16 protein-coding genes are annotated in these 12,446 nt (G+C 65.3%); 11 read left to right on the forward strand and 5 right to left on the reverse strand.

What is annotated here, in order from left to right:
- The first annotated feature begins 6 nt into the window (after nt 1-6).
- The 7 genes from AB431_RS05965 to AB431_RS05995 all read left to right on the forward strand — a co-directional run bounded on the left by AB431_RS05965 (nt 7) and on the right by AB431_RS05995 (nt 5,584).
- Nucleotides 7-231, forward strand: a complete 225-nt coding sequence (locus tag AB431_RS05965; RefSeq protein WP_047329159.1) for a CbtB domain-containing protein — start codon at nt 7-9, stop codon at nt 229-231.
- A complete protein-coding gene (locus AB431_RS05970) occupies nt 222-1,043 on the forward strand; it encodes a CbtA family protein (RefSeq protein ID WP_082135565.1) in 822 nt (273 codons plus the stop codon). Before AB431_RS05965 ends, AB431_RS05970 begins: the two co-directional genes overlap by 10 nt.
- A gap of 59 nt (nt 1,044-1,102) precedes the next feature.
- The gene (locus tag AB431_RS05975) at nt 1,103-1,990 is read left to right on the forward strand and encodes an Ig-like domain-containing protein (protein WP_047329160.1); all 888 of its coding nucleotides are present in this window, start codon (nt 1,103-1,105) and stop codon (nt 1,988-1,990) included.
- Between the two features lie 226 nt (nt 1,991-2,216).
- Nucleotides 2,217-3,410: an outer membrane porin GjpA gene (gene gjpA / locus AB431_RS05980; RefSeq protein WP_144418205.1), complete on the forward strand. Its 1,194-nt coding sequence runs from the start codon at nt 2,217-2,219 to the stop codon at nt 3,408-3,410.
- 130 nt (nt 3,411-3,540) lie between these two features.
- A complete protein-coding gene (locus tag AB431_RS05985) occupies nt 3,541-4,302 on the forward strand; it encodes a hypothetical protein (RefSeq protein ID WP_047333128.1) in 762 nt (253 codons plus the stop codon).
- Nucleotides 4,299-4,679, forward strand: a complete 381-nt coding sequence (locus tag AB431_RS05990; RefSeq protein WP_047329161.1) for a hypothetical protein — start codon at nt 4,299-4,301, stop codon at nt 4,677-4,679. The genes AB431_RS05985 and AB431_RS05990 overlap by 4 nt, the downstream gene beginning before the upstream one ends.
- A 62-nt stretch (nt 4,680-4,741) precedes the next feature.
- On the forward strand, nt 4,742-5,584 hold the full coding sequence (locus AB431_RS05995; protein WP_047329162.1) for a superoxide dismutase family protein: 843 nt from the start codon (nt 4,742-4,744) through the stop codon (nt 5,582-5,584).
- Here AB431_RS05995 and AB431_RS06000 read toward each other — a convergent pair.
- From AB431_RS06000 to AB431_RS06010, 3 genes are read right to left on the reverse strand one after another with little or no spacing between them, the layout of a single operon-like run.
- Nucleotides 5,562-7,121, reverse strand: a complete 1,560-nt coding sequence (locus AB431_RS06000) for a radical SAM protein (RefSeq protein ID WP_047333129.1) — start codon at nt 7,119-7,121, stop codon at nt 5,562-5,564. The genes AB431_RS05995 and AB431_RS06000 overlap by 23 nt on opposite strands.
- A gap of 11 nt (nt 7,122-7,132) precedes the next feature.
- Nucleotides 7,133-7,603, reverse strand: a complete 471-nt coding sequence (locus AB431_RS31155; RefSeq protein WP_235435839.1) for a hypothetical protein — start codon at nt 7,601-7,603, stop codon at nt 7,133-7,135.
- The gene (locus tag AB431_RS06010; RefSeq protein ID WP_047329163.1) at nt 7,600-8,385 is read right to left on the reverse strand and encodes a prolipoprotein diacylglyceryl transferase; all 786 of its coding nucleotides are present in this window, start codon (nt 8,383-8,385) and stop codon (nt 7,600-7,602) included. Before AB431_RS06010 ends, AB431_RS31155 begins: the two co-directional genes overlap by 4 nt.
- A 163-nt stretch (nt 8,386-8,548) precedes the next feature.
- Between AB431_RS06010 and AB431_RS06015 the strand changes: the two genes are divergently transcribed.
- Entirely contained in the window at nt 8,549-9,295 is a 747-nt protein-coding gene (locus AB431_RS06015) for an SDR family oxidoreductase (RefSeq protein ID WP_047329164.1), read from the forward strand.
- Here the strand turns inward: AB431_RS06015 and AB431_RS06020 are convergent.
- Together AB431_RS06020 and AB431_RS06025 are read right to left on the reverse strand one after the other, a co-directional pair.
- Nucleotides 9,286-9,780, reverse strand: coding sequence for a MarR family winged helix-turn-helix transcriptional regulator (locus tag AB431_RS06020; protein WP_047329165.1), 495 nt, complete (start codon nt 9,778-9,780; stop codon nt 9,286-9,288). The two genes, AB431_RS06015 and AB431_RS06020, sit on opposite strands and share 10 nt — an antisense overlap.
- 50 nt (nt 9,781-9,830) lie before the next feature.
- Nucleotides 9,831-10,481 (reverse strand): hypothetical protein, encoded by a 651-nt coding sequence (locus tag AB431_RS06025; RefSeq protein WP_047329166.1) that lies wholly within the window; start codon nt 10,479-10,481, stop codon nt 9,831-9,833.
- 172 nt (nt 10,482-10,653) lie between these two features.
- Between AB431_RS06025 and AB431_RS06030 the strand changes: the two genes are divergently transcribed.
- From AB431_RS06030 to AB431_RS06040, 3 genes are read left to right on the forward strand one after another with little or no spacing between them, the layout of a single operon-like run.
- Nucleotides 10,654-11,322 carry a cysteine hydrolase gene (locus AB431_RS06030; protein ID WP_047329167.1) on the forward strand — a complete coding sequence of 223 codons (669 nt, stop codon included), beginning with the start codon at nt 10,654-10,656 and terminating at the stop codon, nt 11,320-11,322.
- Entirely contained in the window at nt 11,319-11,780 is a 462-nt protein-coding gene (locus tag AB431_RS06035; protein WP_047329168.1) for a nuclear transport factor 2 family protein, read from the forward strand. The genes AB431_RS06030 and AB431_RS06035 overlap by 4 nt, the downstream gene beginning before the upstream one ends.
- Before the next feature lie 25 nt (nt 11,781-11,805).
- The gene (locus AB431_RS06040) at nt 11,806-12,444 is read left to right on the forward strand and encodes a pyridoxamine 5'-phosphate oxidase family protein (RefSeq protein ID WP_047333131.1); all 639 of its coding nucleotides are present in this window, start codon (nt 11,806-11,808) and stop codon (nt 12,442-12,444) included.
- Nucleotides 12,445-12,446: the final 2 nt, after the last annotated feature.

A 12,446-nucleotide genomic window follows, 5' to 3' on the forward strand; every position in this document is an offset into this window, starting at 1 on the left:
TCTGAGATGAACACTGCCAACCCCGCCCACGCCGTGCCGCCCGTCGATGTGCGCGCGGCTGCCACGAGTCTCGCGAGCCCGCTTCGCCTGGCCGTGCTGATGCTCCTCGCGTTGATCGTCTACTACTTCGTCGGTTACGACCAAGGTGCGGTATCGGTGTTCGGATCGGACACCCACGTCCACGAATTCCTCCACGACGCGCGGCATCTTCTGGGGTTCCCGTGCCACTGAGCGCCGAATTGCCTGCTGCTGTTCGGTATCTCGTTCCGGGCGTGTTGGCAGGTATCGCCTGTTTCGCGTTCAGTCGCGTGATGATCGAGCCTTTGATCGGCGCTGCGGTGGACTACGAGGGAGCCCGTGAACACGCCGAGGCCGAAATCGCCGGAGACGGTCACGGCCATGGCCACGAGCTCTTCACTCGCTCGGTTCAGGCAAACGTCGGTGCTGCGGTCGGAGTCGTCGCTTTCGCCGTCGTGATGGGTGTGCTCTTTGCAGTGGCCTACACGGTGATCCGCACGGTACTCGGAAGGCGCGGTGCCGAGACCGATCCGACCGGCTTGGCGTTGTTGTTGTCGGCGGGGATGTTCGGAGTGATCACGTTGGTGCCGGGCCTGAAATATCCGCCGAATCCGCCGACCGTCGGTCTGGAAGAGACCATCGGCGCCCGAAGTTCGGCGTTCTTGACCGTCACGGTGATCTCGGTGGTGAGCGCGGGCGTTGCGATGGCGGCCGGGCTGGCATGGGCGCGCCGGTGGGGGATTTGGCCCGCAGCCACCCTCGCGGTCGGGGCCTACGTGGCGGTCATGCTGGCCACCGTCGTGGTGCTACCCGACTTCGATGAAGTCCCCGGACCGCTCGGCGGCCCGAACGGCATGGTGATCGACGGCTTTCCCGCCCAGGTACTGGCCGACTTTCGGGTCTATACCCTGCTGAACCAGGCGTTGATGTGGGCGACGATCGGCGCAACCTGGGCGTTTCTGTCGGCGCTGCTCACGAGGCGCCGAAAGCGCTCCTCGGAATTGGCAGCGACTCTTCAGTGGTAGCGCTGCCACGTCGGCGTGGCTCTATGCGACACTAGCTCCCAGACGATGGGAGGGATGCAATGTCGCACTGGGCAAGAAGAATTCGCGTCGCTGCGCTGAAGGTCGCCGGGTCGGCGTCGATTGTCGGATTGATAATGACCGCGAATGCATTCCCTGCACAGGCGGATCCGGCTCCAGGTGATCCGGACGTCGTCGCCGGTCCCGCCGCCGGGCAGGACCCGACGCCGTTTACCGGCGCTGCGCCATTCGCGCCACCGAGGATCGCGCCCACGAACGGCTCGATGGTGGGGGTGGCTCAGCCGGTCATCATCGATTTCCCCGGGCCGGTCGAGGATGCCGGCGCGACCGAAAACGCCATCCACATTTCTTCCGTCCCACCGGTTCCCGGCAAGTTCTACTGGATGACTCCCACGCAGCTGCGCTGGCGGCCGCTGAGCTTCTGGCCCGCCCACACCGCGGTGACCGTCGATGCCGCTGGCATGGTCTCAACGTTCCGAACGGGAGACACGCTGATCGCCACCGCCGACGACGCCACGCATCAACTGACCGTCACCCGCAACGGAGTCGTGGAGAAGGTCATCCCGATGTCGATGGGCATGGCGGCCGGCGGCCACCAAACCGCGAACGGAACGTATTACGTCCAAGAGAAGATGCCCACGGTGGTGATGGATTCCTCGACTTACGGAGTCCCCGTCAACTCGACGTACGGCTACAAGACGACCGTCGAGCTGGCCGTCCGCTTCGATGACAGCGGGAACTTCGTGCACAGCGCTCCCTGGTCGGTCGACGATCAGGGCAAGCGCGACGTCAGCCACGGCTGCATCAACATCAGCCCCGCCAATGCACGGTGGTTCTACGACAACTTCGGTGCCGGCGACCCGATCATCGTCAAAAATTCCACCGGCACCTACACCAGGGTCGACGGCTCCAGCGACTGGCAGCGTTAGCGCCGATCCGGGCGCGCTTCGCTGACGGACCGAAACCGGGGAAGAGATGCCGTAGCGGCCCAGTCGCGCGGCATTGATCGGATTTGCCAGAAGTCGGCGTTGGCAACGCCGGACTGATCGTGCGGCCCAAACATGGCCGAGCTCTGTCGGATTCAGTGTTGTGCACCCGATGATGTGGGGTAGGTTTACGTCTGGGTCAGGGGTGACACGACGACGGGGAGTCGACATGCCTGCAATCCCTCGCCCCTTCATCGCAGCCGGCGTGGCTGTTGTGGGTACGAGCGCCATCGCGTTGAGTCCGGTCACGGTTCCGCCGCCCGACATGCTGACCACGCCGGCGATCCAACTCGCTGCGAGCACCGACTGGACCGACATTTTCACCAGGGCCGGCCAGAACGCGCAGGCGCTGTTCGAGACTTGGCGCGAGGCGCCGGCTCCGATCCTGCAGCAGATCATCGCCAACCAGCTGTCGTACCTCCAACAGCTGCCTGACGTCGCCGCCATCGCCACGCACATCCAGACGAACCTGCAGGCGGCGCTCGCCGCGCCGACCGCTCCCGATCTGAGCACTCTGGATCCCACCCACGGCACCTTCTACCAGCTTCTGCCCGCCGTCTTGCAGCTGCCCGGTGTCCCAGCTGCGTTGAATCTCGTCATTTCCCCGACAGGATTGCAGCTGCTGGCTTTCTCGACCAGCCCGCTGAGCGGCTTGATCCTCGGCATGGCCGGGCCGGTCCTGGGCCCCCTGCTGGTGTTGGCGTCCAGCCTCGACTCGGTCCGTGCCGACCTCACCGCGCCCACACCGGATGTGGCGGGAGCGCTGACCGCCCTGGCGAACATCCCCGCAGCCATGACCGACGCATTCCTCAACGGCGGGCAACACGTCGACCTCACAGCGCTGGCGAAGACTTTCGGACCGGCGATCGGCGTCAGCTTCCCCGACGGTGTCGAGGTCGGCGTTGCTCTCGGCGGCCTGCTCAGCCCGGGCGGCTCGATCTTCAATGCCCTCGATTTCGCTTACGACAACAACCTGCTCGACGTGCTGCACATCCACGTCCCGCTCGCGACCGGAACCGGGATCGGACCTATCGGTGCGTTCATGGACTTCACCAGAGCCATCGCGAAGTCCATCGGATGGACTGCTCCCGCGAGCGCCGCGGCCGCGCAGAGCGCGACCACGCCAAGTGCTTTGGCCGCGGCCAACGAGGTGCCGCGGTCCGTCCAGGCCGCCACGCCGACCACCACCGTGACGGCGCCGATCGTCCCCAAAGCCACCACGAGCCGTGATGTGAAGGCCAGCAAGGGAAGTAGTGCCGCCGGGAGTGGCAGCGCCGACGCCAAGCGCAACCCGGCAGCAGCCGGGTCCGGAAAGGGATCAAGCGCGCGGGCGAAGGCGCCGGCGAAGGCAGCCGCCGGCTAAATCAGTGAGGCCGGTGTGGTGGCATCGGCCGACGTACGGGTTCGTCGCAGCAGCGCCTGGCCCAAAGTAGGTGGGTGGGCCTCGGCGCGCCAGGATGACGATCGGGGACCGGTCGGGCGATGATACAGGTGTGGCTGCTGATGCAACTGTGACTGACCCGGGCCCGTCGGTGGAGGACCCCGCGGCGCAACCCACCGCACCCACCGAGCCGCAGGCCACCGAGCAACCGGCTGAGCTCAACCCCGCACCGCCGCCGCAGCGGACCTGGTCGATGCCGAAGTCGCCGATCACCCGCAAGCAGGCCGACGACGCGGGCCGCCTCGCCCTCAAGACCATCACCGGCATCGCCCACTTCATCGCGGTCGCTAGCCGGCGCGGCGCTCGGGCCATCACGCGGTTCTGGCGCGCGATCGAAGCGGTGCCCGCCGCCGTACAACTGGTCGGCGTCGCGAGCATCGGCATGCTCCTCGGTGTCGTCGGCGCAATCGCGCTGCACTCGACCCTCGGACTGATCTGCACCGTCGTCGTCATCCCGACCAGTGCCGCAACCCTGGGAGCGCTTGGGCACCGCTGGTACAGCGGACTCGGCATCGAAGCGGCGCGCCAGACCCAGCAGGCCGAACCCGCACAGTCCGACTTGCAGCGTTCGGTCCACTACGTCGACAAGAAGCTCGCACTGGCGCTGAGCTCCTTCGGCACCGATCACCACCAGCACGCGGTGATCGCGTTGTTCCAGGCAAAGACGGCCGTCGAGCTCACGCTGGGAACCGAGCAAGATCCGCCAAGTCACGTCGACCTATCCGTTCGCCCCGACGACTACGCGCTGCGGCCACGGATCCGCGCCGGATCGGCTTCTGCTCTGCCAGAAAGCAATTCGCTGGCGGCATCGTGACTCGGCCGGCCATCACCGGGCAGGTTGCCCTGGTCGAGGACGACTACACCCTGGTGATCAACCGCGGGACCGAGGCTGGAGTGGCAGTGGGCATGGTTTTCGCCGTGTACTGCCGCGAGGCGTCGGTGATCACCGACCCCGAATCCGGCCGCGAGTTGGGCAGACTCAATCGCGAGAAGCTTCGAGTCCGAGTCGTCGACGCGCAGCCGCTGTTCGCCCGCGCCCACACGTTCGTCGAGACCGACAGCTTCTACGGTCTACTCCGCATCCCATTCGTCGCAAGCCCCGTCGACGATGTGGTCACAGTCGACGTTGGCGACACAGTGGAGCTGGTAAGCGGGCAAGAAAGCGCGTGCCGCACCGGTACGGATCGCTAGCCGGGACGCGGGCCGGGGTACTAAGCGGGATACAAACCAGAGATTGTGGGTACTCGTGGGCGATGTTGAATCGCGCAACCACCGCCGCGGCGCTTCTTGCGGCACCCGTTTTCGTGTTGGCAGGCTGCAACTCCACGCAGAACGGCAGCCAGCAAACCACCGGTACGACGACGTCATCCGGCTCGAGCGCCCAGACGCTAAAGGCCGAGCTGAAGTCACCGGACGGCAAGCCGATCGCCAATGCGACCATCGATTTCTCGGGCGGGTTCGCGACGGTGACGGTCGAGACCGTCGCCGGCGGCAACCTGTCCCCGGGCAGCCACGGCATGCACATCCACTCCGTGGGCAAGTGTGAGGCCGATTCCGTCGCCCCGTCGGGCGGTGCGCCGGGCAATTTCCTGTCCGCCGGTGGTCATCTGCAGGTCGGTGGCCGCACGGAACATCCAGCCAGCGGCGATCTGACACCACTCTTCGTGCGCTCGGACGGTTCGGGAAAGGTCGTCGCGACCACCGACGCGATCAAGCTCGACGACCTCAAGGGACCGGAGGGTAGTGCGCTGATCATCCACGCGGACCCCGACAACTTCGCCAACATCCCGCAGCGCTACACCCATGACGGCGTGCCGGGACCCGACGCCGAGACGATGGCCACGGGCGACGCCGGTGCCCGGGTGGCGTGCGCGGTTCTGGCCCCGGCCAGCGCGACGACCACCACGTCCGTGTCGACGAGCACGTCGACGGTCACCGAGACGACTGCCACGCCGGTGCCGGCCGAGACCAGCCCGACCACGACGACGTCGACTTCTCCGTCGACCACCACCACGGTGAGCCCGACGACGACGGTGACGACGTCGACCACGGTCTCGACGACGACGTCTCCGGTCACTCCCCGCCCGGGGGGCTGACCGCGAGCAGCGGGAGTTGTCGGCCCGTCGCGATCGACATTCGCTGGCGACCCAGCGCGGGCCAGGCCTGGACAGCGCAGAACGGCGCGCACTGGTGCTGATCTGAGCTGGTGCCCACGTGTACGCAGCACTGAATCAATCGTTCTTCGATCATGGTGGACATGTCCATGAACGGTTTGACGGTGATGCGGACGATCCGTTCGCCGAGCATTCGGCGGAGCTTGCGCTGTCGCCCGGGCAGCGCCGACGCGGCCATGGTGAGCAGTGTGCTCACGCCGAGATCGCAACTCTCACAGATGGTTCGCCACACATCGCCGATGTCGGGATGCGATAGCGACGACTGCTCCGACAACAGGCCCAGTAACGATTCTTTGACCGCGAGGCGCAGCTGCTGGGGGAGTTCGGTGTCGACGATCCGGTTCGACACCAAGCCGAGTCTGGCCTTGAGCCCGTCGTGACCGAGCAGTGAAACCAGCGAGCGCCACGCGCCCGCGTCGTCGCGAATCAGGTATCCGACCGAACAGCAATGCGGATGCGAACACGGCAGTGCGGTCAGGTCACGCCAGGTGACCAAGCCGTCGGTCTGCGGACCGAGCCGCGTGAGCACCCCGGTATGGGTCAACCGATCCAACGGATCGATATGCCCGGAACGGCCCGATCCGAACTGTGGCTGGATACTGATTCCACCGACGTACGGCGTGGCCAGCGCCAACTCGACCATGTCGCCTATTTCGGCATCGTTCACCCCGAGTGCGACGGTCATCACCAGGGTCGTGAATATCTCGCGCTGCGAGAGCCGTTGCAGCGCAGACTGCTTCATCGAGCGCAGATCGCCACCGCGGTGATGGCGGTGCGCATCCTCGGTGAGGCCGTCGTATTGCAGGTACACCTCGACGCGCTGCCGGTGCTCGGTGAGCAGATCCAGCAGGTTGTCATCCCCGGCAATACGAATGCCGTTGCTGTTGAGGAGTATTCGGGTGATCGGGCGCGACGTCAGTTCGGCCAACAGCTCGGGCAGCGCCGGGTGCAGCGTCGGCTCACCGCCGGAGAGCATCAGCACGTCGAGGCGGCCGTTCTCGCGGGCCAGTCGCTGGTCCACGTTGGCCAGTACGTCGGCGACTGCCACCACATTGCGCAGGTCCGGCGAGGAGCCGGTGAAGCAGGTCGGGCAGCGCAGATTGCAGGTCTCAGCGATGTCTTCGACAAGGATGCAGGTGTGCTGGGTCTGCATCTCCGGCAGACCGCGCAAGTACGCCGCCGGGATGGGGTCGAAATTGGCGGCCACATCGGGGGTGTGGGCTTTGGTTGGTGCCGTCCACTCCTCCAGATAGGACAGGATCTCCGGATCCTCGTCGTAGAGGGTGCGCACCAATCCGTGTGTCGGGCAACCGCGCTCGAGCCAGACGCGTCCGTCCCGTTCGACGAGCCGGCCGCTCAGGCGAACGACATCGGTCAGCGGTTTATCGGGTGCCTCGTTGTGACAGGACGGACAGAACGCGGTCACGTAGCGCATCAACCGGTCGCCTCGTAACCCCATCCCGGAGTTCGTCACGTGTACAGCTCGGGATTGATGCCCGTGCAGAATCCGACGGAGACGACGGTCAGCACGGCCCACCCGATCATCAATCCGAGGCCGATTCCCTTACCGCTCGCATTCGAGGTTGCCAGTAGCACGCCACCGCCGCCGAATGCGATGAGTGCCAACACCACTGCGCCGGCGACCAGCGCCGCGTGTCCACTCCCTCCGGACATGGCCAGCACCGCGAAACCGATGACGAAATTCAGCGGCAAGTACAGGAACGCGCCGAGGAACGCCATCCCGACCGAGATGCGGGGGGTGTGTGGCTGCTGCCACGGCGGTGGCGCCGGCGGCGGATAGTCGTATTGGCCGGGCGGCCGATATCCCGGCGGTGGCGGATTCCACGGCGGCTGCGGGAGATAGGCGGGCGGCAACGGCTGATCCGGCGGCGGCGGGATGTCGTCACCGTTCGGGTCATCGCCCGGTGGGGGAGTCGTCATGCGGGTACCTCCTGCCGATGCGCTGGGAAGCGATAGTAACCGCGGCGGTAGCCGTACCATATCCGAACACCGATAAGGGCCAGCGAGGGCAGCAGAAACCATTGCGGCCGAGTCAGATCCAGCCACACCGTCTCGTTGGCGCGGGTGAACTCGACGAAGAAGCGGAATACGGCATAGGCCGCGACATAGACCACGAACAGCTCGCCCGGGCGGGTGATCCGTGACCGCAGCCACAGCAGTGCCGCGAAAGCCGCCAGCTGGAAGGCGATCTCGTACAGGAACGACGGATGCATCGGCTGCCCGGTGAGACACCCCGGACATTCGGGCGTGGTGGCGGCGGCGTGCACGCCCCATGGCAGTGAGGTAGGGCGACCCGGAGCCTCGGTGAGATAGCACCCGATCCGGCCGACGGCCATTCCGAGTGCCACCGCCGGGGCGAACAGGTCACCGGTCTTGCCCCGGTACCCGCCGATACGCTTGGCGATCAGCACCCCCACGTACGCACCGAGCAGACCGCCCAGAATGCTCTTGGAGCCGTACTCCCACGCGCGGGTCAAGGTCGGGTTGGCGGCGAAGTCCAGGTGCCGTGCCCAGCCGGAGAGGCGCATGCCGATCGCGCCGCCCACGAGTGCGCCGGTGACCGCGACAAGCGACTGGTCGTTGACGGCACCGCGCCGACGCGCTTCGACGACGAACACAACCATTGCCGTCAATACCCCGAGTCCGACGAACAGACTGTGCACCGGCACCGCCACCGGTCCGATATGCCATTCGGGGACCATGTGCGAAACCTATCGGCAATACTGCGGCTGCGACATGTGATTGACCAGCGACCGCGTCCACACTCGGTTCACCAGCGCGACCCCGCGCCCATGGCGAACATGGAATAACGTGACATATCACGTAGTTCTGCTGGCTGTAGGTTCCACATATTGAGGAGAAATCATGAGCCAACTCAACGGTAAAACGGCGCTGGTCACCGGTGGCACATCGGGCATCGGACTGGCGACCGCGCAACGCCTCGCGGCCGAAGGTGCCCACGTCTTCCTCACCGGGCGGACCCAGGACCGGGTGGACGCCGCAGCGGCCACGATCGGCGATGGTGCCACCGGGGTCGCCAGCGACGTCACCGAGATCGCCGATCTGGATCACCTCGCCGACGTGATCCGGCAGCGTGGCCATGGCCTGGACATCGTCTTCGCCAACGCCGGCGGTGGCGAGTTCGCCACCCTCGAGGCGGAGACGCCCGAACATCTCGCCGACACCTTCAACCGCAACGTCGGTGGGACGGTCTTCACCGTGCAGAAGATGCTGCCCCTGCTCAACGAGGGGGCGTCGATCGTCCTCGCCGGTTCGACCGCGGCCAGTCGTGGCGTGCCGTCCTTCGGCGCCTACGCCGCGTCGAAGGCTGCCATCCGCTCCTTCGGCCGGACCTGGGCGGCCGAGTTGGTCGATCGCAAGATCCGCGTCAACACGGTGGTGCCCGGCCCGATCGAGACACCCGGGCTCAAGGGGTTGGCTCCCAGTGGACAACACCAGGCTCTACTCGACGGCGAGGCGGCGACGGTGCCGATGGGGCGGATCGGCCATCCCGATGAAATTGCCTCCGTCGTGGTATTTCTCGCCTCCGACGCGAGCAGCTTCATGACCGGTTCCGAACTGTACGTCGACGGGGGGTCCGTTCAGGTCTGACCCGGGCGGGGCAAGGTGCCCTCCCGCAGGATGCTCTCGTAAATGGTGGCCAGGATGTCGGCCAGTTGCTTGTCCTGTCGTGCGTCGAGATCGGAGAAGAACAGGGTACGAACCCACTCGGCGTGCAGTGGCGCGGCCGAGCGCAGCGCGGCCCACCCGGCATCGCTGAGCAGTACGTCGGTTGCCCGGCCGTCGGTCTCCGATCGCACCCGATCGACAAGACCACGGCCGGTCATCCGCTGCAGGTGATGGGACAACCTGCTGCGTTCCCAACCGATTGTGGTCGCCAGCGTGGTCAGCCCCGTGCGCCGGCCTGGTGCCTGGGACAGCGCGTTGAGCACTGTGTAGTCGCTGAGCGACAGTCCGCAGTCGGCCAGCAGTTGCCGGTTCATCTCGTATTCGAGCCGGTGATACACCCGCATGTAGTTCAGCCAGGTCCGCTGCTGAGATACGTTGAGCGGGTAGCCCTTACGGCGCGAAGCCACGTTCGTAACCCCTCCGACACAGGTGACGTGTCACGCATCCTACGCGTGGATCATGCGAGGGTCGCGGTGACCCGCAGATCCCTTTGATAACGCGGCGCTTTCGACAACAAGAACACGTAAAGCGTGTCCAAGACCACGATCTCGATGTAAATCACCAGCCACAGAATGTTGCTCGGATCGTAAAGGTACTGAGAAACGGCCGCGGTCAGGGTGCCCAGCAGCTTTCCCCACGCGATCCACATACTCTGCCCGCGCCGGTCACCGCGGCGGATGAGCATCGTCAGGAACAACACCGACATGATCAGGTTGTCGACGTATGCGGTGTAGACCGAGCCGTCATCGCGCCCGAAGACGGCAACAATCGCCATCATCATTGGCGCGACCATGGAGAACGCCAAAACGAACATCGGCCAGAAGTACGACTCGGGCAGGTTCCTGGGGTAATCAGAGCGCCAGTACTTCAGGAAAATCGCCAGAATCGCGACATCAGCGGCAAACCAGACGGCGTTGATGCTCTCCTGCATCAGCCCGCCGACCGACGGATAGGCAAACGTGAAGAGAAACTCCCACGTGATATTCATGACCAGCGCAAGGAAGGGCATCGCGAAGGTGCGGTCGAGCAGTCCCTGGCGGATCACGAACGCATAGGTGATGGTCCAGAAGATTCCGCTTGCCAGCCCGAAAGCGTCAATCAGCGACATCGGGGCTCACCTTCCGCAGCGCCATCGGCTCTTCGTCGAGGTTCAACCCGTGGTTGTGCTGTGGCCTCGGATCAAGTCTTAGCAGTTGTGAATCATCACGGTGGCGAAACGGGCGCCCACCTCTCACACTTGGTGGGCGGGCTCGCCTGCCGATCCCAGGAGGGTTAACCCCATGGAGCTGAATCCCGGTGATACCGCCGTCGTGGTCATCGACCCCCAGAACGACGTGCTGAGCCCGACGGGCAGGAACTGGGAAGTCCTGGCAGCCTCCGTGACAGAGAACAACACGGTGGAACACCTCGTCGAGATCTTCACGGCTGCCAAGGCGGCCGGCTTCGCAATGGTCATCTCGCCGCACTACTTCTATCCCGGCGATCACGGCTGGCTTTTCAACGGGCCGCTGGAAGCCGACGAGCTACGTACCGGGACATTCGCCCGCCGCGGTGCTCTGACCCTGGACGGCTTCAACGGGTCCGGTGCGGACTGGCTCGACGAGTTCAAGCCGTTCATCGACGACCCCTCGACGATTGTGGCCAGCCCACACAAGGTGTGGGGGCCGCAGACCAACGACCTGGTGCTGCAACTACGCAAGCGCAAGATCACCAAGGTCGTGCTGTGCGGCATGCTCGCCAACATCTGCGTGGAATCGCATCTGCGGGATCTGCTCGAGCAGGGGTTCGAGGTGGCGGTCGTCCGGGACGCCACCGCGGGCCCGCGACATCCGAGGTGGGGTGACGGATATCAGGCAGCGCTGGTCAACTACGCGTTTCTGGCGCACGCTGTGCTGAGCACCGACGACGTGGTCGCAGCCATGGCAATTCCATCGGGAGGCGTGACGTGACGGAATCGCGACCACCCTTTCCGCCGTTCAGCCTGCACGCCGCGATGCAGAAGGTGCAGGCAGCCGAAGATGCGTGGAATACCTGCGACCCCCATCGCGTTAGCTTGGCGTACACAGCTGACAGCCAGTGGCGCAACCGAGATCGGTTCATCACCGGGCGCGATCAGATTGTGGGGTTTTTGACCGCCAAGTGGGAGCGCGAACTCGACTATGCACTACGAAAAAGCTTGTGGGACTTCCACGGTAATCGCATCGCAGTTCGCTTCCAGTACGAATGCCGCGACCCCGATGGCCAGTGGTGGCGCAGCTACGGCAATGAGTTGTGGGAGTTCGCCGACAACGGGCTGATGCGCCGGCGCGAGGCCAGTATCAATGACGTCGCGATCGACGAATCCGACCGGCGCTACTTCGGGCCACGGTCAGAAAGCGACCGTGGCCGCGACATTCCGCTGCAGTGACTCCGGCGCTGACGAGGAGACGTTCATGAGCAAGCATTACGCGTCCATCGCGTTCACCGATGATGTCCAGGCCGTCCAAAGCGCACACGGCAGCGACGAGTTCTACGGGCGCAAGCTCGCGGCGGGCAAGGCGTCGCCGGGCCGCGACCCGCTGACCGAGGACGAGAAGAACTATCTGAGCGAGCGCGACGGCTTCTATCTGGCTTCGGTTTCCGAAAGCGGCTGGCCATACGTTCAGTTCCGTGGCGGAAACCCCGGATTCATCCGTGCACTCGACGACCACACCATCGGCTGGGCCGACTTTCGGGGCAACCTGCAGTACATCAGCACCGGAAACATGACGGGCGACGACCGCGTGGCGATCATCGCTCTCGACTATGCCCACCAGCGCCGGTTGAAGATCTTCGGGCATGCCCGCATCGTGACCACCGATGAGGACCCCGCGCTGCTGAAGGCGTTGACGGATGAAACCGACAGCTCGGTGGTCGAGCGGGCGGTCCTGGTCGACGTCGATGCCTACGACTGGAACTGCCAGCAGCACATCACCCCGCGCTTCAGCGCTGCCGAACTCGAACCCGCGCTGGCACCCCTACGCGCGAAACTGGCGGCATTGCAGGCCGAAAATGACCGGCTGCGCGCGCAACTCGACGATCCGGGGCATTGACC

Origin of the sequence: Mycobacterium sp. EPa45 (assembly GCF_001021385.1) — a bacterium.
Classification (GTDB): Bacteria; Actinomycetota; Actinomycetes; order Mycobacteriales; family Mycobacteriaceae; genus Mycobacterium.